The sequence below is a fragment of the Nitrosomonas sp. genome (assembly GCF_020852615.1).
Classification (GTDB): Bacteria; Pseudomonadota; Gammaproteobacteria; order Burkholderiales; family Nitrosomonadaceae; genus Nitrosomonas.
The window spans coordinates 89,280-109,801 of sequence record NZ_JADZAJ010000018.1; the positions used below are offsets into that span (position 1 = coordinate 89,280).

19 protein-coding genes are annotated in these 20,522 nt (G+C 50.9%); 6 read left to right on the forward strand and 13 right to left on the reverse strand.

The genetic code is table 11. The features are described from left to right. The first annotated feature begins 12 nt into the window (after positions 1-12). On the forward strand, positions 13-708 hold the full coding sequence (gene pyrF, locus IT527_RS03855; RefSeq protein ID WP_292966796.1) for an orotidine-5'-phosphate decarboxylase: 696 nt from the start codon (positions 13-15) through the stop codon (positions 706-708). On the opposite strand, the gene IT527_RS03860 is transcribed toward pyrF, so the two are convergent. The 6 genes from IT527_RS03860 to IT527_RS03880 all read right to left on the reverse strand — a co-directional run bounded on the left by IT527_RS03860 (position 703) and on the right by IT527_RS03880 (position 5,640). Next, positions 703-1,743, reverse strand: coding sequence for a phytoene/squalene synthase family protein (locus tag IT527_RS03860; RefSeq protein ID WP_292966798.1), 1,041 nt, complete (start codon positions 1,741-1,743; stop codon positions 703-705). The genes pyrF and IT527_RS03860 overlap by 6 nt on opposite strands. A gap of 21 nt (positions 1,744-1,764) precedes the next feature. After that, complete coding sequence (lysA, locus tag IT527_RS03865) at positions 1,765-3,021, reverse strand: diaminopimelate decarboxylase (protein WP_292966800.1); 1,257 nt, start codon at positions 3,019-3,021, stop codon at positions 1,765-1,767. Next, positions 3,018-3,143 (reverse strand): lipoprotein, encoded by a 126-nt coding sequence (locus IT527_RS09705; protein ID WP_363278046.1) that lies wholly within the window; start codon positions 3,141-3,143, stop codon positions 3,018-3,020. The genes lysA and IT527_RS09705 overlap by 4 nt, the downstream gene beginning before the upstream one ends. 95 nt (positions 3,144-3,238) lie before the next feature. After that, positions 3,239-3,841, reverse strand: coding sequence for an ABC-type transport auxiliary lipoprotein family protein (locus tag IT527_RS03870; RefSeq protein ID WP_292966802.1), 603 nt, complete (start codon positions 3,839-3,841; stop codon positions 3,239-3,241). A 13-nt stretch (positions 3,842-3,854) separates the two neighbouring features. Beyond that, positions 3,855-4,781, reverse strand: a complete 927-nt coding sequence (locus tag IT527_RS03875; RefSeq protein ID WP_292966804.1) for an MlaD family protein — start codon at positions 4,779-4,781, stop codon at positions 3,855-3,857. Between the two features lie 31 nt (positions 4,782-4,812). Then, entirely contained in the window at positions 4,813-5,640 is an 828-nt protein-coding gene (locus IT527_RS03880; protein WP_292966807.1) for an inositol monophosphatase family protein, read from the reverse strand. A 47-nt stretch (positions 5,641-5,687) separates the two neighbouring features. Here IT527_RS03880 and IT527_RS03885 point away from each other — a divergent pair, with 47 nt between their 5' ends. After that, positions 5,688-6,428 carry an RNA methyltransferase gene (locus IT527_RS03885; RefSeq protein WP_292966810.1) on the forward strand — a complete coding sequence of 247 codons (741 nt, stop codon included), beginning with the start codon at positions 5,688-5,690 and terminating at the stop codon, positions 6,426-6,428. Positions 6,429-6,501: 73 nt separating this feature from the next. Here IT527_RS03885 and IT527_RS03890 read toward each other — a convergent pair whose 3' ends face one another. Then, positions 6,502-7,116 (reverse strand): glutathione S-transferase, encoded by a 615-nt coding sequence (locus IT527_RS03890; protein ID WP_292966813.1) that lies wholly within the window; start codon positions 7,114-7,116, stop codon positions 6,502-6,504. Positions 7,117-7,239: 123 nt separating this feature from the next. On the opposite strand from IT527_RS03890, the gene purB reads away from it, so the two are divergent. The 4 genes from purB (at position 7,240) to dnaJ (ending at position 12,640) form a co-directional block, all read left to right on the forward strand. Then, complete coding sequence (purB, locus tag IT527_RS03895) at positions 7,240-8,616, forward strand: adenylosuccinate lyase (protein ID WP_292966849.1); 1,377 nt, start codon at positions 7,240-7,242, stop codon at positions 8,614-8,616. 128 nt (positions 8,617-8,744) lie between these two features. After that, positions 8,745-9,329, forward strand: coding sequence for a nucleotide exchange factor GrpE (gene grpE, locus IT527_RS03900; protein ID WP_292966814.1), 585 nt, complete (start codon positions 8,745-8,747; stop codon positions 9,327-9,329). A gap of 62 nt (positions 9,330-9,391) precedes the next feature. Beyond that, the gene (gene dnaK / locus IT527_RS03905) at positions 9,392-11,329 is read left to right on the forward strand and encodes a molecular chaperone DnaK (protein ID WP_292966816.1); all 1,938 of its coding nucleotides are present in this window, start codon (positions 9,392-9,394) and stop codon (positions 11,327-11,329) included. A gap of 198 nt (positions 11,330-11,527) precedes the next feature. Next, complete coding sequence (gene dnaJ, locus IT527_RS03910) at positions 11,528-12,640, forward strand: molecular chaperone DnaJ (RefSeq protein WP_292966818.1); 1,113 nt, start codon at positions 11,528-11,530, stop codon at positions 12,638-12,640. A gap of 83 nt (positions 12,641-12,723) precedes the next feature. Here the strand turns inward: dnaJ and IT527_RS03915 are convergent, their stop codons facing one another. The 6 genes from IT527_RS03915 to IT527_RS03940 form a co-directional block, all read right to left on the reverse strand. Next, positions 12,724-16,050 carry a mechanosensitive ion channel domain-containing protein gene (locus IT527_RS03915; RefSeq protein WP_292966821.1) on the reverse strand — a complete coding sequence of 1,109 codons (3,327 nt, stop codon included), beginning with the start codon at positions 16,048-16,050 and terminating at the stop codon, positions 12,724-12,726. Positions 16,051-16,344: 294 nt separating this feature from the next. Beyond that, positions 16,345-16,977 (reverse strand): hypothetical protein, encoded by a 633-nt coding sequence (locus IT527_RS03920; protein ID WP_292966824.1) that lies wholly within the window; start codon positions 16,975-16,977, stop codon positions 16,345-16,347. A gap of 69 nt (positions 16,978-17,046) precedes the next feature. Beyond that, entirely contained in the window at positions 17,047-17,640 is a 594-nt protein-coding gene (locus tag IT527_RS03925) for a TetR/AcrR family transcriptional regulator (protein WP_292966827.1), read from the reverse strand. Between the two features lie 180 nt (positions 17,641-17,820). Next, complete coding sequence (locus tag IT527_RS03930) at positions 17,821-19,005, reverse strand: NAD(P)/FAD-dependent oxidoreductase (protein WP_292966830.1); 1,185 nt, start codon at positions 19,003-19,005, stop codon at positions 17,821-17,823. A gap of 61 nt (positions 19,006-19,066) precedes the next feature. Then, positions 19,067-19,609, reverse strand: a complete 543-nt coding sequence (locus IT527_RS03935; RefSeq protein WP_292966832.1) for an OsmC family protein — start codon at positions 19,607-19,609, stop codon at positions 19,067-19,069. 276 nt (positions 19,610-19,885) lie between these two features. Then, on the reverse strand, positions 19,886-20,522 hold a 637-nt coding region (locus tag IT527_RS03940; protein WP_292966834.1), incomplete at its 5' end, for a hypothetical protein.

Consider the following 20,522-nt stretch of genomic DNA (forward strand, 5'->3'; position numbering starts at 1 on the left):
CATTTCTGTCACATGAATGATCCCCGTATCATTGTCGCACTGGATTTTCCGGAGCCGGCTGCTGCACTGGATTTTTCTGCCCGGCTGGATAGTGCGCTTTGCCGGGTCAAAGTGGGGAAAGAGCTGTTTACCTCTGCCGGTCCGCAGCTGGTTGAAAAATTGATGAAACAGGGGTTTGATGTATTCCTTGATCTGAAATTCCATGATATTCCCAATACGGTTGCGGCTGCCTGCAGTGCAGCGGCAAGTCTTGGCGTGTGGATGATCAATGTACATGCGCTGGGAGGGAGCAAAATGCTGCTTGCAGCCCGGCATGCAGTGGAAGGGAAAAAAACCAGGCTTATCGCCGTTACGCTGCTTACCAGCCTGAATCAGGATGATTTAAGAGAGTTGGGGATAACTGATGCACCGGAAACACTGGTGCGGCGGCTGGCTTTACTTGCGCAACATTGCGGGCTGGAGGGTGTGGTTTGCTCGGCACTGGAAGCAGCGGATCTGAGAAAAATGACCGGTAAGGATTTCTGGCTGGTAACCCCGGGTATCCGGTCAGCTAATGACAACCGGGATGATCAGGCGAGAATTGCAACACCTGCGATAGCTGTTCGTAATGGAGCCAGCCATCTGGTGATCGGCAGACCTATTACCCGATCATCTGATCCACTCAAGGCGCTCCAGCAGTTTAATAACGAAATTTCTGCGGCTTTATAAGCCGGTAGTTTTTACTTCAGGCAGATTTCTGGAAGACAGGGAAAAAACTTTTCTAAGTGTCCAGTCCTGGCCGGCTAACAGGCTGGTAATCAGGACAGTCATTCTGACATTCCAGCGAGAGATTTTAACTTCCGTACCTGTTGTGAAATCGCGCTTCTGATTGATTCTGTTCAGAGTCAGTATAGCCATGCCTATCGCCCACAGGCAAAACCGGCGTATTCCTGTTTCATGTGACGGAATCAGGCAGGTGTACGTCAGTGCGTTCTGTAAGTGTGTTCTGGCAATTCCGATCAGCGTACCCAGGCCGGCATGAAATTCCGGCACAGAACAACCGGGCTGTAAATCATCCAGGTCAAATCCTTCTCTCAGAAAAATATCTCTTGGCAGCCAGCAGGCACCCCGTTTTCTATCTTCCCAGATATCTTTCAGGATATTGGTCATTTGCAGTCCCTGCCCGAAAGAAACGGACAGCTGCATCAGTTCTGATCTGTGCTGACTGATTTCGGAAGAGTAGTCACAGAACAATTCAGTCAGCATCTCACCGACAACACCAGCGACATGATAGCAATAGCGATCCATCTCGGCCAGATTCTCAAGACCTGATAAGGATTCGCTCTCCTGATATGCTGCCATCCCTTGTCCCATTATGCGTATACAGCGCTCCAGTGCCTGGCGCTGTGCCGGGTTAAAGCTGTGCGTCATGCGTATGACGGATGGGGTATGTTTGATGAGATCGTGTTCCGCCGGAATAGTATGTTCCGAAAGCAAGGGGTGCAGCGCCTGGGCAAAGGTTTCGGCATCAGTTTTTCCACTGACCACCTCAGTAAACATTCCGGCCAGTTCGCGTGTCTGTTCCAGTGTCAATGCGCTGTCATCCTCTACAGTATCGACAATGCGGCATAGCAGATAGGCGTTGCCAATAACCTCACGCAATGCAGGCGGCAGTTGTGGAATGGTTAGAGCAAACGTACGCGATACACCTTGCAATATATGCTCCTGGTAGCGTGTATCGTCGAGGGTGGCAATGTTTGACATGTTTGGGGGTCGTTACAGAATTCAGGCTGGGGGCAGCTTTTCCAGGGCGTATAGCGCTTCAATGGTTTCACGGGCACGAATGAGGTGTACCGAGCTCCCATCCACCATGACTTCGGCTGCACGCGGGCGGGTATTGTAATTGGAACTCATGCTCATGCCATAAGCGCCGGCAGACATAACGGACAGCAAATCATTCTTTTCCACTATCAGGTCACGATCATGGCCGAGAAAATCCCCTGTCTCACAGACGGGGCCGACGACCTGGTAAGTTTTTGTTTCTCCCGTTCGTTTTGTGATTGGCAGGATAGCGTGATAGGCCTGATACAACGCGGGCCTCAGCAAATCATTCATTGCACCGTCAACAATAGCGAAATTACGGTGTGGTGCATGTTTGAGATAGTGCACCCGGGTCAGTAACAGACCGGCACTGCCAACCATTGAGCGCCCGGGCTCGATGAGCAGCTGCTGAGGGTAATTTTCTGTCGCGGCACATAAAGCCCTGACGTAAGCCTCTATCGCGGGTGGAGATTCCAGGTTGTAGCGAATGCCCAACCCCCCTCCGAGATCAAGATGGTCTATGGAGATACCCGTACTTTGCAGTCGTGTCAGCAAAGCCAGCATCTTGTTAGCGGCTTCGATGAAAGGGGCCAGTTCAGTTAATTGTGAACCAATGTGGCAATCCAGCCCGGAGATGCGGATATGGGGAAGCTGGCGGGCCAGGGCGTATATTCGTTCAGCTTCTGCGGCCGGGATACCAAACTTGTTTTCCTTCATCCCGGTTGAGATATAAGGATGGGTATTGGCATCCACATCCGGGTTGACGCGTAAACTGACGGGTGCGATTTTCCCTGTCTGTCCGGCGATTTCATTCAGGGCCATCAGCTCCATCTCGGATTCCACGTTGAAACAGAGGATATCGGCTGCCAGCGCCGCACGGATTTCATCTGATGTTTTACCGACACCGGAGAAAACAGTTTTTTGTGGATTACCGCCCGCTTTCAGCACGCGCTGTAACTCCCCGCCGGAAACAATATCAAAACCACTGCCAAGACGAGCAAGCAGGTTCAGAATGGCGAGATTCGAATTCGCCTTTACCGCATAGCAGATCAGATGATTTCGTTGTCCAAATGCACGATCGAACGCCTGGTAGGCCGAGCGGATTGCCGCGCTCGAATAAACATAGCAGGGTGTGCCAAATTCTGCAGCAATTTCTGCCAATGGGACTGATTCCGCAAAAAGCTGATTATCTCGATATTCAAATGAGCCAAAGTTGCTCATGGTTTTTCCTGTGTTTTATTGTTAATGGGAGCCGGGTTTTGTGGGATATAAAGAGGGCCTTTATGGCCGCAGGCTGACAGAAATAACTGCAGAAAAAGGATCAGGGCAAGTGCGCGCATCATTAGATTGCTATGAATATGGATAAAAATCCGTTCGCTTCTGTAAAGACCAAACCGGTTCCGGATGGAGAATCATGGTGCCATAAATACAGTATTTATTATTGGCGGGAGCCGGACAGCCACTGTACCAGCTCACTGCGCAGGTTGTCACTTGCCAGTATAAAAGCGGCGACAGCACCTGCTGCATCAGCTGTTTGTGCAGATTGCGCTATCGTAAAACTGTGCTGTGCAATTGGCTGGTGTGTATCAGGTTCATACAGAAATGCCCTTAACCGGATGACAACATGGCTGCTGTTCTGCGTATCAAAAACCTGCATAAATTCGTCTAAGTTTATTTTGAGCAGACAGTTTGTGAGCGAACGATTGTATTTACTGTTACCGGGGGGATTGAGCCGATGGCCAGCTAAATACTGTCTCAGGTATTCAGTTAACAACTTTGCCGGGGGGGCCGTCCAGTGACTGTTGGCATAGGTATAGACGCGGGCAGGGTCGTGATAGGCAAGCCGGTAACGGATGGCTTCTGTATCAAGCCAGACAGGAGCACTAATGTCCGCAACCTGAATGGCCGCAGGTGAAAATTGTGCGAATCCGGGTGCAGTGACAGGTATCGAACCCAGATCATAAATGGAGACAGGAGCTGGTTTCGGTGTCAACGCACACCCTGTCAGCAGAATAACTGAAAATACCGCAGAAAGTTTCATCCTCCTCCTGTTATCACCTTATCGCTTCATTACTTTGCTGTTTGAGTGGCAGAGGTGGCGAAAAACCGGGTTCGCCCGGGCCGGGTAAAGCAGGGGATTTGCCAAATACCAGGCTTTGCGGCTGTGACTCCAACAGATTCAGGAATTGATCCAGTTTGCGTGTACTTTGTGTGATAGCCTGGCTCGTTGTATTCAGATTTGACAGGGTATGTGTGATCTCCAGGGAGCTCTGTGTCAGGTTATCCACCAATCCCCGCTGCCGGTTAAGTTTCTGCAGAACCTGGCTGGTATTCTCCATGACCTGCCGGGTTTGTTTGAGCGTTGTACTGAATTCGTCGGTTACCCGGGGCAAAGCCTGCAGCCCTTTCTGAAGCGGTTCGGTCAGTTTGTCATAATGCTGCGCCATCTGTTCCAGATGACTCAGGATATTTCCAATGTGCGCCTGATTGCTGTCATTTAGCAGGGCGCTGATCTGCCTGATCACCGTGTTGGAATTTTGCAGAATTTCTTCCAGAGAATCAAAAAGTGTTTTGATGAGTGAAGAGCGGAGTGGTATAAGCGCTTCATCCTGCAGAGAGCCCGTCTCTGCTTCATCCGTATCATTATTCAGTTCAATATAAGTCAATCCGGTAATACCCTGGCTTGCCAGCTGGGCATAGCTGTTTTTGGGAAGCGTTATATTACTGCTGACTGCGATGCGGACAAAAATATTGCGCATGTTATCCTTGTCGAAATAAATTTCTTCGACTTTGCCGACACTGATGCCGCGGTAACGCACTGATGCTTCCGGGTTAAGCCCGGAAACTGTACCGGAAGAAACCAGAAAATAATGGTTGTAACTGAGGCTGTCGTGGCTGAACCATTTGATCGCCAGGGCGGTAGCCAGCCCCAGCAGGAGTACAAACAGGCCGGCAGCAAGTGCGTGTGCTCGATTCTCCATCAGATTCCCGTGAAACGGTTTAGTGGCAAGACTATCCGACCTGCTCCCGATTTTCAGCGAGAAGCTGTTCGGTCAAATGCGGCGTGATAATCTGCAGGAGCTGGGAAAAGATTTTAGGGTTGCCGGCAACCACTTGGCCGCTGCGCATGTAGTTGCCATTTCCTTCCAGATCACCCACCATGCCGCCCGCTTCAAGGATAAGCAGACATCCGGCAGCGATATCCCAGGGTGCCAGCCCGGTTTCCCAGAAGCCATCGTAGCGCCCGGCGGCAACGTAGGCGAGATCCAGTGCAGCCGAACCCGGGCGCCGTATTCCCGCTGTTTTGGGAATCATATCCCGGAACATGGCCAGGTAGGCTTCCATGTGAGTGAAATCCCGGAACGGAAACCCGGTGCCAATCAGACATTCGCCCAGCTGTACACGTTTGCTGACACGAATACGGTGATTGTTGAGATAAGCTCCACTGCCGCGCGTGGCGGTAAACAATTCATCTTTTACCGGATCATAGACAACAGCCTGTGCCAGGATGCCCCGATGCAGCAGTGCGATTGAAACACAATACTTGGGAAATCCATGCAGAAAATTGGTAGTGCCGTCCAGCGGATCAATAATCCACTGGTATTCCGGTTTGTTTACGCTGCCTCTGGAGCCACTTTCTTCTGCTAAAATTGAATGGTCGGGGTATGCATCCAGCAGGATTTTAATAATGGCATCCTCGGCGGCCTTATCCACCTCACTCACAAAGTCACTATGCGCTTTACGCGTGACCGTCAGCCGTTCCAGGTCCATTGAAGCGCGGTTGATGATACTGCCGGCACGGCGAGCAGCCTTGACCGCAATGGTAAGCATGGGATGCATGGCAAAAACCTGAGAAACTCATAAAACTGGAAAGCCGCCATTCTAATATGAATCCCGCCCCCCCGCTCGATAATGTCCGGATCATACTCAGCCATACCAGCCATCCGGGTAACATCGGTGCTGCTGCACGAGCCATGAAAACCATGGGGCTGAGCCAGCTCTATCTCGTCAATCCGAAATCGTTTCCGGATAGTGAAGCGGATGCGCGTGCTTCCAATGCACGTGATGTTCTTGAGGCAGCGCATGTGTGTACCAGTCTGGAAGAGGCGATAGGCGACACTTTTCTGGCTGCTGCATTGACAGCACGTTCGCGGGATTTGCCGCATCCCACCTGTAACGCCAGGCAAGCCGCTACTGAGCTGGTTCGACACGCACACCATCATCCGGTTGCACTGCTGTTCGGTCGGGAAAGCGCCGGCCTTACCTCCGAAGAAATCAGTCATTGCCAATTGACTGTGCAAATCCCGACCAATCCTGCTTATTCATCGCTCAATCTGGCGGCTGCGGTACAGATCATGGCGTATGAACTGCGCATGGTGCTGGAGGAGGCAATTGCTGCTGGCGAAGCCGATTTACATTTACCCGAACCTGCCAGCCTGCATGAAATTGAAGGGTTACACAGCCACCTGGAGCGGGTCATGATTCAGAGTGGATTTCTTGATCCCACTCAACCCAGGCGCCTGATGCGCCGGATGCGTCGCCTGTTTGCACGCACCCGGCTGGAAAAAGAAGAAGTGAATATCTTGCGCGGCTTACTGACTGCTGTTGATCCGAAAAAATCAGGCTGAAGGCAGATTTATTTCGGGATACCCGGGTAATGCTAATCCGCCGGGGTCCCCTGCTGATTCTGGTTGCAGCCGGTCAGTTCGGTGCAACCGTTGTTTTGAATGACTGACGTTCTGCCAGTTTGTTGGCTAGCCGGACGAGATTGGGGCAGGTGTCACGCCATTTGACTTCTGGGAAACGGGCATCCAGATAACCAAATGTGCAGCCGAGTGCAATATCAGCCAGCGTCATGGCGGTGCCTTCGCACCATGCCTGATCGCCCAGATCAGCCGAGGCAGCCTGTAATCCTTGGTCAATTTTTTTCTGCTGACGTTCCATCCAGTCCTGGCTTTGTTGTGCTGCCGGGCGCTTGCGTTCAAGATAAATGGCTACGCAGGCATCAATGATTCCGTCGGCAAGTGCCTCCCAGCGCTTGACGCGCAGCCGTTCAGATCCGGAGGCCGGGATCAGCCGGGCGGAGCCGGCGTTGTCCTGACTATCCAGATATTCAACAATCACACGTGAATCAAACAGAATAAAGCCATCGTCCAGAATCAGCGCGGGTACCTTGCCCAGCGGATTGACCTGGGCAACTTTAGTGTCAGGGCCAAATGGCGGGTCATTCGTGAATTCATAGGTGATGCCTTTTTCAGCGAGCACGATACGCACTTTACGTACATACGGACTGGTGAGTGATCCGATAAGCTTCATTTTATTGCCCTTTTTGTTGTGAAAATAGTGAGCCATCATTTTATCCCAGTCGGAGGGGGAGGGTGGGCTATGTTAAAATACGTGTTCATAACCCGATAAATGCCCGAATTTGAACGATTATTTATGGAAATCTCGACACTTCTTGCACTTTCGCCACTGGATGGGCGCTATCAGCAAAAAGTTACCGCTTTGCGATCCTTTTTTAGTGAATATGCCCTGATCCGTCACCGTATTCATGTGGAGATTGAATGGTTTAAGGCATTGGGCTGTACGCCGGCGCTGACGGGTGCGTCTGCATTATCCGCTGGTGCTGTCGCCCAGCTGGATCAGCTTGCAGAGCATTTTTCTGTCGCGGATGCAGAAGCCGTCAAATTGATTGAGGCGCGTACCAATCATGACGTAAAGGCGGTGGAATACTGGCTGAAGGAAAAGCTGACTGGAAATCAGGAAACCGCGGCACTTTCCGAATTTGTGCATTTTGCTTGCACGTCGGAGGATGTCAATAATCTGTCACATGGGCTGATGCTTAAACACAGCCGCGATCAGATCATGCTCCCCGCGCTGGATGACGTTATTAAACGACTTGCAATCCTTGCCGGGGAGCTGGCGGATGTTCCGATGCTTTCCCGAACGCACGGGCAGACCGCCACACCAACGACCATGGGCAAGGAAATGGCTAATTTTGTTTACCGGTTGCGCCAGGGGCGTAAGCGGCTTGCCGGTGTCGTTATTTCCGGGAAAATCAATGGTGCAGTGGGCAACTACAATGCGCACATGATTGCTTTTCCCGGGTTTGACTGGGAAGTATTTGCCCGCGCCTTTGTTGAAAAACTGGGACTCAGCTTTAATCCCTATACCATCCAGATCGAGCCGCACGATACCATGGCAGAGCTGTTTGACGCCTATGCGCGTATTAACACAATCCTGGTGGATATGAACCGCGATATCTGGGGTTACATTTCACTGGGTTATTTCCGGCAGAAAACCAAAGCAGATGAGGTTGGCTCTTCTACCATGCCGCATAAGGTCAATCCGATTGATTTTGAAAATTCAGAAGGCAATCTGGGGGTTGCCAATGCCTTGCTCAGGCATTTAAGTGAAAAGTTACCGGTCTCACGCTGGCAGCGTGATCTCACTGATTCAACTGTGCTGCGCAATATGGGGGTGGCACTCGGTCATACTTTGCTGGCTTATGATTCATGCCTCAAGGGACTGGGGAAATTACAGATTGATACAGCCCGTCTGGCGGAAGACTTGAATCATGCCTGGGAAGTGCTGGCCGAGCCGATTCAAACAGTGATGCGCCGTTATGGCGTACCCAACCCTTATGAACAGCTTAAAGCACTGACGCGCGGGAAAACCGGTATTGACCGTGCCACGTTGCAACAATTCATCGGACAGCTTGAGATTCCCCTTGCTGAAAAAGAACGTCTGCTGCAGCTTTCTCCTTCAGGCTATACCGGCCTGGCATCACATCTGGCAAAAAATATCGGAGACTGATTCCGGCGTTTCATCTTTTTTATCAGGCTGTACCCGCTAAATCCGGGTACAGCGCATATCTTTTTTGATCAGGGGTTGAAAATGGAATATCAGTCCCAATATCACCGGCACCGTAACAGGAGGAATCTATGCAGGAACCACATAATCAGGAATCTATCGAGGAACAAAATCTGCCGGGAACGGGTGATACCCCGGAAGCAGATCATTCCGGCGCAGCAGGCTATACCGAGAGTGCCGGAGAAGAAATGACACCCGACATTGAACAGCAGTTAAAAGAAGCCGAGATCAGAGCCGCTGAACATCATGATGCCTGGTTGCGCGCCAAAGCCGAGAACGAAAACATTCGCAAACGTGCCCAGGCAGATATTGCCAATGCTCACAAGTATGCTGTCGATAATTTTTCCGTTCAGTTACTGGCCGTGATGGACAGTCTGGACGCTGCACTGGCTGTGGAAAATTCCACCATTGAAAGTCTGAAGGATGGTGTGGAACTGACACGCAAGCAGCTGGTGGCAATTTTTGAAAAATTCAATATTCACACCATTGATCCACAAGGTGAAAAATTTGATCCGCACCGCCATGAAGCCATGTGTGCCGTAGAATCGGATTTGCCACCCAATACGGTCATGCAGGTCATGCAAAAAGGGTATGTGTTGCACGATCGGGTAATCCGCCCCGCCATGGTGACAGTTTCCAAGGCCAGGGGTGCTTGAGATTTCCGGAGACAACCCCACTTTAAACAACAGGATAAATTTCAACTTGTAAAGGACAAACTATGGCAAAAATAATTGGCATCGACCTTGGAACGACCAACTCATGCGTTGCCGTCATGGAAAACGGTAAACCCAAGGTGATTGAAAATGCTGAAGGTACAAGGACAACCCCGTCAATTGTCGCTTATGCGGAGGACAATGAAATTCTGGTGGGGGCTTCGGCCAAACGCCAGGCGGTAACCAACCCGGAAAATACGCTGTTTGCCATCAAACGCCTGATCGGCCGTCGTTTCGACGAAGACGTGGTGCAGAAGGATATCAGCGTTACACCGTACAAGATTGTGCGTGCTGACAACAATGATGCCTGGATAGAAGCGCGTGGCAGAAAGATTGCTCCACCGGAAGTTTCTGCTCAGGTACTGATGAAAATGAAAAAGACAGCAGAGGATTATCTGGGCGAACCGGTTACGGAAGCAGTCATCACCGTGCCGGCGTATTTCAATGATTCCCAGCGTCAGGCAACCAAGGATGCAGGCCGTATCGCCGGGCTGGAGGTCAAGCGTATTATCAATGAGCCCACCGCTGCGGCACTGGCGTTTGGCCTGGACAAGAAAGAAGGTGATCGAAAAATTGCGGTATATGATCTGGGGGGCGGTACGTTTGATATTTCGATCATTGAAATTGCGGAAGTCGAAGGCGAACATCAGTTTGAAGTACTGGCAACCAATGGCGATACCTTCCTTGGTGGTGAAGATTTTGACTCCAGAGTGATCGAATACCTGGTGGATGAATTCAGGAAAGAAAGCGGTATTGACCTGAAAAAAGACATGCTGGCATTGCAGCGGCTTAAGGATGCAGCTGAAAAAGCCAAGATTGAGCTGTCCTCCAGCCAGCAGACGGAAGTGAATCTGCCTTATATTACTGCAGATGCATCCGGACCCAAACACCTGGCGATCAAGATTACGCGCGCCAAGCTGGAAAGTCTGGTGGAAGAACTGATCGAACGTACAGCCGGCCCGTGTCGGACTGCGCTGAAAGATGCCGGTCTGTCTGTTTCTGATATTGATGACGTGATTCTGGTCGGTGGCCAGACCCGTATGCCGAAGGTACAGGACAAGGTCAAGGAAATTTTCGGAAAAGAGCCGCGTAAGGACGTCAATCCTGACGAAGCAGTCGCAATCGGGGCATCCATTCAGGGTGGGGTGCTGAAGGGGGATGTCAAGGATGTGTTGTTGCTGGATGTGACGCCCCTGTCGCTGGGAATCGAGACACTGGGTGGCGTTATGACCAAGCTGATCCAGAAAAATACGACCATCCCGACCAAGGCTCAGCAAATATTCTCAACAGCGGAAGACAGCCAGACGGCTGTTACTATCCATGTGTTGCAGGGTGAGCGGGAAATGGCCTCCGGTAACAAGAGTCTGGGCCAGTTCAACCTGACCGATATTCCATCGGCACCGCGCGGAATGCCGCAGATTGAAGTGACTTTTGACATTGATGCCAACGGTATTCTCCATGTATCGGCCAGGGACAAGGCAACCGGCAAGGAGAACAAGATCAAGATTCAGGCAAGCTCCGGGCTGTCCGAGGATGAAATCCGGAAAATGGTAAAAGATGCCGAGGTACATGCGGAAGAAGACAAAAAGGCACTGGAGCTGGTCAACAGCCGTAATCAGTGTGATGCCATGGTTCATTCAGTCAGAAAATCGCTGACTGAATATGGCGACAAGCTGGAGGGAGATGAAAAATCCAGAATCGAAGCCGCACTGAAAGATGCTGAAGAGGCACTCAAATCGGGTGACAAAGAGGCGATTGATGCAAAAACTCAGGCACTGACCGAGGCTTCACACAAGCTGGCTGAAAAAATGTATGCGCAGGAGCAAGCGCAAGCAAGCCAGCAGGCGGATGCCGGGACAGCTTCCGGTGGTCACGCCGGGGAAAAACCTGTAGAAGGCGAAGTTGTTGATGCCGAGTTCGAGGAAGTCAAAGATAAAAAATGATTTCCCGGGCTGTAGTGCGGGCGGCAGTCACAGGCTGACGCCCCCGGCTGAAAAAACAGACGCAGAGAAAGAGGGAGGAAGTATCTTCTCTTTGACTCTGCGTTTCTGCATGTGACACGGTAAAGTTAGCCGGATTGAGCCGGGCTGTCTGCTCATCGGGTTTAAAAACATCTGGATTTCTAGTTAGCAGGAATTTTTATGAGTCAGCGTGATTATTATGAGGTGCTCGGTGTTGGCCGCGATGCGGATGAAACCGAGCTGAAAAAGGTATATCGGAAACTGGCGATGAAGTATCACCCGGATCGGAATGCCGGTGATGCTAAAGCGGAAGAGCGATTCAAAGAGATTAAGGAAGCCTATGAAGTGCTGTCTGATCCCAATAAACGGGTAGCTTACGATCAGTTTGGCCATGCCGGACTGAACGGCGGGATGGGCGGCGGTGGTGCACAAGGATTCAGTGATGCCTTCAGTGATATTTTCAGTGACCTTTTCGGGACGCGTGGGGGTGGGCGCTCCAATGGAGGGTATCGCGGTGCTGATCTGCGCTATAACCTGGAAATTACACTGGAGCAGGCGGCACGCGGCACCGAAACCCAGATTCGTATTCCCCGACAGGAAATTTGCGATACCTGTCATGGCAGTGGTGCCAAACCCGGAACTTCACCCAAAACCTGTCCGACCTGTAATGGACACGGCCAGATTCGCATGCAGCAGGGCTTTTTCTCAATTCAGCAAACCTGCTCGCATTGCCAGGGCAGCGGTAAAGTGGTTTCGGATCCTTGCGGAGATTGTCGCGGGGCGGGGCGGATCAAACGCCAGAAAACATTGTCAGTCAGAATTCCGGCCGGTGTGGATGAGGGAGACAGTATCCGGCTGACAGGGGAAGGTGAAGCGGGTGCAAACGGTGGACAGGCTGGTGATTTATATGTGGTTGTTCACCTTGCCAGCCATCCGGTTTTTCAGCGGGAAGGTAATCATCTGCATTGCGAGATCCCTATCAGCTTTACTGTTGCTGCCTTGGGCGGGGAGATTGAGGTGCCTACCCTCGATGGCCATGCCCGGATCAAGGTGCCAGCCGGCACGCAGACTGGAAAAATCTTCCGCCTGCGCAGCAAGGGGATAACCGGAGTGCGCAGCCAGTCTACAGGTGATCTGCTTTGCCATGTTGCGGTGGAAACGCCGGTTGATCTGACAGCCCGGCAAAAAGAGCTGCTGGAAGAGTTCGAGGCAATCAGTCAGGAAGATGGCTCACGCCACCACCCGCGTGCAAAATCCTGGATGGACAAGGCACGTGAGTTTTTCACCGAATAAGCGAGTCTGGCAATTGGTGGCAGGTATTTTTACAGGGATTCTCTAAAGCCTGATCTGCCGCCAGTCCGGTTATCTGCCGCGCGTTACCTGGCCGGGATCATCTTTTCTGCACTTCCGGTACGTAAATGCACATCGATCTGCGGGAATGCAATTTCGATTCCTTCTTCAGCGAAATGCCGGTTAATCAGCATGTGCAGTTCATGTACCAGCTGCATTCTGTCTGATAACTGGCCGGTGAATACCCGTAATTCAAAATTCAGTGTGCTGGCACCAAATTCCAGAAGGAATGCAGCCGGTTCAGGGTCGCGCAGTACCAGGGGGTGGTCATTCGCGATTTTCAGTAACAGAGCACGCGCTTTGTCACAATCGGCATCGTAGGCGATTCCTACCGAAATGACTACGCGTGTAATCTGGTCACTCAGTGTCCAGTTGATCAGTTGTTGTGTAATGAATATCTTGTTGGGCACGATAACTTCTTTGCGGTCACTGTCGATCAGAGTTGTCGCACGGATATGGATTTTGCTGACAGTCCCGCTGATGTTATTCAGCGTGATTTTGTCACCGATTCGAATAGGGCGTTCAAACAGCAGAATCAGACCGGATACGAAATTGGCGAATATTTCCTGCAGCCCGAAACCCAATCCAACGCTCAGTGCGGCAACCAGCCACTGAATGTTGGACCATTCCATTCCCAGCTTCTGCAGTGTTACTGTGAATCCGATAATCACAATCGAATACCGGAGCAGGGTGGTTATGGCGTAACCCGTGCCGGGGTTGAGCGATAAATGCCGCAGCACCAGCAGCTCAAGTGTGCCGGGCAGGTTGTGGGCGGCAATCATGGCCAGACTCAGGATAATGAGTGCCGTCAGCAGCGTTTTCAGCGTGATAGGCTGCATAATGGTTTCGCCATCCAGCTCCACTGAGGTATGCCAGATAGTGATTTTTTCCAGAAAGCCGAGTGCCGGCAGTACATCCACCCAGATAAGACCAAGGCCGGTAATCAGCATTGCCCAGATACTGATTTTCAGCAGGGTTGCAGACTGTTTGCTGATGGTTTTGACGTCAATATAGTTGTCGTCCAGTAAATCGGTTTCACTTTTTCCCGTGGTGGAGCGCTGTGCCAGCATCTCCCCCCGCTTTTCCATTGCACGCTCGAATGCAATCTTGCGCTGAATAATCAGCAGGCTGCGGAAACCCACGAAAAAAGCCAGCCCGCAGAACATGATCCAGCTTATTGACTGGAATACGAGCAGATACTGGTAGATGGCGGCAAAATAGTAGCCAATGGCAGCCATGATGATCATGCTGATCTGTAATATAAACAGCAACGCCATCCAGAATCGCGGGTTGAACATCAGGCTGTATGATTCGCCCTGATAAAGCGCCTTGCCGGAGCGGGTGATGGCCAGCCAGCCTGAAGCAAATACGGCGAGCACCAGACACAGCAGGATGAAAGTCAGCCGGCCAAAGCCATTGCGGACGAGATCATCATCCAGTGCGTCGGTGAAAGCGATGGTGACGCACAGCAGCGTTATAACAGGCGCAAAGCGTTTGGTATCCCGGTACATTTTACTGACCGGTTTTTCAGAACATTTAAACTGCCCGATGAGCAATCCCTCATGATGAAACAGCTGCAGGATAAATGACCAGATAAAAACGGCCACGGCTGCCACGTGCAGGCTTGCCGACAGTGCATGGCCGAGCTCCATGCTGACGCTGTAGCGCAGAACGAGTGATGACAGCTGGAAAGGCAGGTAAATACACCCCGATATCAGCAATGCCATCAGTAACATGCCGACAGGGTATAACTGCCTGTCCTGGTTGACCTTGCCGCGCAGGCTGTTTCCGGTACGAACCCAGGTAAGGTAGACAGGCCAGTAGGTACGCCAGAAGAGAGTGAATATCAGCGCGAATACGGCACAAATAATCAGGATATTTTTCCAGGCTGTACTGAATACTTTGCCAACTGCTGTTTCTGTTTTGCGTGAGCCAAGCCAGGTTATGGCATCCTGAATATCCTGTATCACATCCAGTGAGATGGGTTCTGCACTGCGTGTTACCAGCAGATTTTCTTTCAGCAGCAGCTTGTGCTGATTGATTTTCTCGACAAGCTGCTGCTGGATGGCAAGATGAAGCTGCAATTCCTTGATATAGCCATGCAATACCTGAACGAACTGATCGATTACCTGTTCGCGGGATTGCTTGAGTTCGTGAAAAGCATCCATGATTTGCCGGTACTCAGATGTGTCGTCTGCCGGTAACTCATCTCCATTCATGATTTGCCTGAAGTAACTGCGTTCATTCAGCATTTGCAGCTTTTCCTGTTCAAGCCGGAATAAATCCAGTCTTGCACTGTTCAGATCTTTCTCGGTTTGTGCGATGGCCGGCTCAACCATGATTTCCTTGAACTGCTTTCTGACGGCTGTTCCCAGCGCGGTATCTTCTCCCTTTAGCTCCAGGCGCTGCTGCAGTGCCGTGTAACTTTGCGTGATGAGTGTCAAACGTTTTTCGCTGTGAGCTTTACGCTCGATCAGTTTCGTTGAGAGTTCAGCATAACCGCTCAGTTTTTTGCCCAGCGACTGATTATCCTGTGCGAGCTTTTCCAGCCCAAGGTATTGCCAGGCTTTCTTAACCAGCAGCTGCTGTGATTTTTCAACGACCTGTTCGGTTTCAGCACGTTTGCGCCGGTTGATTTCCTCGGCAAGTAATTCAACTTCCTGTTCCAGTGCGTGAATTTTGGGCTGAAAGGAAAGTTTCTCCTGCAGTGTGGTGATTTCTATGGCATTGGGTAATACCAGTGCTTCCAGCTCCAGCATGCGCGTCTTGTCAGTCAGTGCCTGCAGCTGTGCTTCCCGGTAGTTCTCCAGTGCATCGAGTATTTTTTTATCGGTTGTTTTGCGTGTTTCGGATGGATTTTCCGTCAGTTCTGCCCGCAAAGTATTGATTGAAGCCTGTTCTTCACGAACGGTGACCACACGCTGACGTAATCTGGAAATTTCAGATGTGAGTTTTTGCTGCTGATTCAGCTGCTCGGAAAGATCAGCCTGTGTGGCAGTATGGCGACGTTCCAGTTCTTCAGGCGACAGCCTGGCCAGCATTTCCGGGGTGATTGCCGGTGTATCAGGAACTGCATCACTTTTTTTGAGGGTTTCCAGCTGCCTGGGATATTTTTCCAGCTGTTCAGAATAATTTGCTGTTTTTTTCAGGTATTCCTGATGATCACGCAACACTTGCTGATGATCGTTGTAAATTTCACGCAGGCGTTTTTTCTGCGGTGTTTCTTCACCACCGCCCAGTGCCTCGAGTCTGGATTGAATCATTTGAAATTCTTCATCCAGTTCGCCTGCATGACCTGACAGGTAAATCATGGCCAGCAGGATGAAAATAATGCTGCGAAACAATTTGTTCATGTATGGATTGTGGCGGGAAAAATCTGTCAGACCGGTTTTTTCCTGATCGGTTGCTGTGGCTGTATTCTGTGTACCTTGTATTTCATCCGCATAGCCGGATTACATAATCTGCCAATCCGAAACCAGGCCGAGTTCAAACAGGGCTGGTTTTTTTTCGGATGACAAAAACTGGAACCGGCCAATTGTTATTGTTCAATATTGGCCGGAAGTGTGGAGTGTAGAGATTGGAACTGAACAGTCAACCACCTTTCTCTGATACGGTAACCGGGAGAGCGGTGGTGAATCCGGTTTTCCTCAGCTGATCAATCGTTTAAGGTTGATCAGGAAGATGGTCGCCATGCATAACACAAGCATTGGCCAGTGTGGAATGAGCGCTTCGTACCATTGCGTGCCAACGGTAATGGGGATATCTAAATGAAATTCAGATTGGCGCTCATCTGTACCGGAGAGCTGAAGGATGTATTCCCCGGTTTCGTTAATACGAACTTCCTGCGAGATGATCCCGGACTGGTAAATTTGGGCGGGAATCGATAATGCTGTTTCCATTATGCCTTTTTCATTTTTTCTGATCAGGCTGACAGTCACCGGCTGTTCTCGTGCTGATACCGGGTACAGCAGGTCAACCGAGATGCTGAGCAAACCGGGGCCCGGTACCTTGCCGCATAAAATAGGAACAGTCATGGCGCTCATTGCATCTTCCGGAATCGCGTAATCTCCGGGAATGAAATAAGCAGAATAGCCAATCATGAGCGTATCCGTTTCAATCGTGCAGGTACCGCCACGAAAACCTTTAGGGTAAGTTTCCGACATATCCCCTTGTGAGCTGACATGAAACATCATGCCAATCAGGGTGATTGCCATCAGTATGCTAATGGCGATAAAAAGGCGCTGAATGTTGATGGACAGATTTTGCCAGATTGCAATCATAGCTACCTCCATTGAGCTGTTTCAGATAATTAACAGTGCAGGCAGATCGGGTTGATCTGCCTGCTTTTTTTACGACATTGCTAAAAACGTACCGGTCTGTCTGGCGCAGTGCAGAATATCTCTGGCAGCCAGTTTGCCAATATGGGCAATTTCGCTGTTGCCGGTAACCATGGCAGTGACAATCGTGCCGTCAATCAACAGATTCAGCTTTTCTGTCACCATCGCCGGATCCCTGGCGCCGCTTGCTGCCACCATGGCCTGAAGTCTCGCTGTAATTTTTTCTCTGTGATCGTTGGCGATTTCCTGTACCCAGCTGTTGCATTTTTCATGTTCGGCGACAGCGTTGATAAACACGCAGCCATAAAAAACATCGCTATCAAACCAGTCGCGCATCAGATCGAACAGCGCCAGCACACGGCTGGCTGGTGAACATTCCATTTGAGGCAGGTCGCGGTCGAACCAGCGGAACCACAAGCTGGCTTCGGTTTCGAAAACTGCTTTGAGCAGGTTTTCTTTCGAACCATAGTGTGTATACAGGCTGCGCCGGGACACGCCGGATTCCTCGATGATTCTGGCAATGCCTGTGGCGTGTATCCCCACCTGACAGAAGAGACGTCTCGCTGTTTGCAGGATTTTTTCCTCTACTGAGATTTTTCCGGGCATGGTTGTTATGGTGATTGTGTTTTATCAGTATTCATTGCCAGGTTACGGGTTGATACGGATTTGTTTGATTGCCGCAAATGGAACGTGACGGATAAAGCCACCCGGCGGTCATGACAATAACGGTACCGGATCACCACATTGGCCTGGCGCCTTCGCGAAGATGGCATTTTTCAGAACGCCTCAGCGATTCCCTAATTGCCTGCGCAGTTTGTGTGCAATCTTGCCGGCTTCCAGCCGGATTTCGCGCAACTGGCCGCTTAACGGATTAACCTGTCCGATAAAATAAAGGCGTGGTGCGCCTTCAAATTCCTGATCACCCACAATTTTTGATTTGCCCTTCTCGTCCGTAATCCCGGGTACCTGAATCAGTTCCGAAAAACCGGTACGGAACCCGGTACCGGCAACAATAACGTCCGGCTGCAGGGATGTGGTACCCGGGCTGCTGTTTTGTGTGGTGGGAACCGCACTCAGCACTTCGACTGTTCCACCGGATATTGTCTGGATCGGGCCGACAATTCTGATGCGGCCGGCACGGACATCATCAACGAAAGGGCCATAAAGAATCGGTACGACGTTATTGATTGCGTACTGTTTTAGTGTTGACAGGGCGGGAGAAGGAAGCCCGTAGGCGGACAGGTCTCCGATCATCGTGCGCCGCATGAAGCCCAGTATGCTGTCCACCAGTGAGTTCGGCAGCTGCCTCAACACGATTCCCATTCCGACAAAAGGGATACCAAAAATATGTTTGGGCAGGAGTTGTGGTGGTGTTCTGACAGACAGGGTGACCGAGCTGGCATATTGCGTCAGCCTGCTGGCTATTTCAGCGGATGAATTGCCACTGCCGACCACCAGCACATGTTTATCCGCATAATCCTGCGCGCGTTTGAACAGTGCAGAATGAATAATTCTCCCGGTAAACGTATTTTTACCTTCCCAATCCGGAATAACAGGAATGCGATTGACACCGGCTGCAATAATCACTGCGCGGGATTCAAACTGTTGCCCATCATTACTGGTGATCTGCCAGACATCGCGTTCGCGGTCGTAACAGATTTTCTCGACTTCAATGCAGGTCTGCACTGTGAAACCGCCACGAGCAGGCATGTTTTCAAGTAATGCCACTACTTCATCGCGAGACGGCCATCCGCCGGCTGACAGCGGAAATTTGCTGCCCGGCAGTGCGGAACAGAAACGGCCGGAATTCAGGCGCAGTCCATCATAATGACGGCGCCAGACATCTCCCACGGCAGGCGTGCGCTCCAGCACCAGCGGGGTGAACCCCGCCCGGGTCAGCTCATGCGCTGCCGATAATCCAGCCGGGCCTGCCCCTACAACTGCCACATCATGGATAGCACTGTTATTCATCTGTTATCTCCTTGCGGTTTCAATCAGAAAAGCCTTGCAGATAATGAAATAAGGCAGGTGTTTACTTCGGCTGGTGACGAATTTCGATATTGACCGGCACCGGGCGCATGATCGTGTCCGGTATTGGTGCGGTGGCTTTGAGTTTCTCCAGCAGTGCGGTAACTTTTTCCTGTGGGGCATCGGTCTGGATTTCCACCACAACGTTAATATCTTCAAAGCCGGGGTTGCCAGGCTCCACCGCAAAAGCAGCACGGAAATTCACCCGGCCGGAAACATGCACGCGCAGTGATTCCACATTGATACGCGCAGCAGACAGCCCCCCAATATAGGAAGCAGTCAGACAGTGGCCGACTGCCGTCAGCAGCAGATCCTGCGGGGTAATTCCCATACCCTCGCCACCGTAACGCGGAGGCTCGTCACCGATGATTGTCTGTCCGTCAGTTACATTTGAAGTGGTGTGATAACCGCTGTCCCACACAACGGTAGCCTGGTAACGGGGCCTGGCAATATCACCCGTGCGATCCTCACTGATCCGGTTTTGAATTGCAAAAGATTGCTCAATATTGATGCCGTTCACAGTCGTTTTGATAGTCGGGGAAGTCATTGCCGGATCTCCAGGTAATGTGTTACTGACAGTAATCAGGTCAAAAGTAGATCAATCGTTCTCTTTTTTGGCTGATAGTATACCGGGAAAAATAAAATGGCAAGACTGGAGAAACAAGGGAAAACAGATGACAGAAATCGGCCGTTTAATAACAGTTACGGTATGCTGCCGGCTGGAAAGCAGCGGTTATTTACCAGATAGGCGGAACGTCTGAATTCACCGGCCTGCGCGGCTTTATGCGCAAGACCCGGTGGAATGATGGGTTGGGAGTGACTGTCACGGGGCAGGTGTCTTTGCAAAGAAATCTCTTGCAATGTAATTTAAGCGAGAAGCCAAAAATTCCTCACCCTTAAAGAGACTGTCGATATCTATTTTCGAGAAATCTGAACGGCTCTTAATGGCGTCTGAACTGCACTGGTAGTCAATAGAAATCTTTTTCATCTTGTTTTTGTAGTCCTCGGAAGCTCGCATTTGTTCGCATTTTCCACCAAACTCCTTTTTCCGAACTTCAGCTTGATTCCTGCTTTCTTGCAAAGTATTCAAGAACTCATGCCAGGGCTTGTAGATATCGTCATTGCCACGATCTGCGAGTGACTGAAGCAGCCTTTGGTTGCCCTTGGTCAGACCGGACAGATTCATTGTAGAAAGTACTTTTTCACGAATACAAGCTGAGCTGCAAGGCTGCCATCCGGTATGGATCCTAATTTGCAGAGCTTGCTCCCCAAAATCTGAAACTCTTGAATGAGTCTGGGTCGAAGCTCTCCATACCGTTCGCGAACAGTCCCCTTGAGGTAGGTTGAAAAAAGAGGAGTCCAACGTTTTATAAAATATCAGAAATGGAGGACGGAAATGGAACGGATACCGAAAGGGATTTACACGCTGGAATTTCGGGCGGAGGCGGTGAAGCTGGTGG

Coding starts and splice junctions, on each gene's coding strand:
- pyrF (WP_292966796.1), top strand. CDS start 13: ATGAATGATCCCCGTATCATTGTCGCACTGGATTTTCCGGAGCCGGCT.
- IT527_RS03860 (WP_292966798.1), bottom strand. CDS start 1,743: ATGTCAAACATTGCCACCCTCGACGATACACGCTACCAGGAGCATATA.
- lysA (WP_292966800.1), bottom strand. CDS start 3,021: ATGAGCAACTTTGGCTCATTTGAATATCGAGATAATCAGCTTTTTGCG.
- IT527_RS09705 (WP_363278046.1), bottom strand. CDS start 3,143: ATGATGCGCGCACTTGCCCTGATCCTTTTTCTGCAGTTATTTCTGTCA.
- IT527_RS03870 (WP_292966802.1), bottom strand. CDS start 3,841: ATGAAACTTTCTGCGGTATTTTCAGTTATTCTGCTGACAGGGTGTGCG.
- IT527_RS03875 (WP_292966804.1), bottom strand. CDS start 4,781: ATGGAGAATCGAGCACACGCACTTGCTGCCGGCCTGTTTGTACTCCTG.
- IT527_RS03880 (WP_292966807.1), bottom strand. CDS start 5,640: ATGCATCCCATGCTTACCATTGCGGTCAAGGCTGCTCGCCGTGCCGGC.
- IT527_RS03885 (WP_292966810.1), top strand. CDS start 5,688: ATGAATCCCGCCCCCCCGCTCGATAATGTCCGGATCATACTCAGCCAT.
- IT527_RS03890 (WP_292966813.1), bottom strand. CDS start 7,116: ATGAAGCTTATCGGATCACTCACCAGTCCGTATGTACGTAAAGTGCGT.
- purB (WP_292966849.1), top strand. CDS start 7,240: ATGGAAATCTCGACACTTCTTGCACTTTCGCCACTGGATGGGCGCTAT.
- grpE (WP_292966814.1), top strand. CDS start 8,745: ATGCAGGAACCACATAATCAGGAATCTATCGAGGAACAAAATCTGCCG.
- dnaK (WP_292966816.1), top strand. CDS start 9,392: ATGGCAAAAATAATTGGCATCGACCTTGGAACGACCAACTCATGCGTT.
- dnaJ (WP_292966818.1), top strand. CDS start 11,528: ATGAGTCAGCGTGATTATTATGAGGTGCTCGGTGTTGGCCGCGATGCG.
- IT527_RS03915 (WP_292966821.1), bottom strand. CDS start 16,050: ATGAACAAATTGTTTCGCAGCATTATTTTCATCCTGCTGGCCATGATT.
- IT527_RS03920 (WP_292966824.1), bottom strand. CDS start 16,977: ATGATTGCAATCTGGCAAAATCTGTCCATCAACATTCAGCGCCTTTTT.
- IT527_RS03925 (WP_292966827.1), bottom strand. CDS start 17,640: ATGCCCGGAAAAATCTCAGTAGAGGAAAAAATCCTGCAAACAGCGAGA.
- IT527_RS03930 (WP_292966830.1), bottom strand. CDS start 19,005: ATGAATAACAGTGCTATCCATGATGTGGCAGTTGTAGGGGCAGGCCCG.
- IT527_RS03935 (WP_292966832.1), bottom strand. CDS start 19,609: ATGACTTCCCCGACTATCAAAACGACTGTGAACGGCATCAATATTGAG.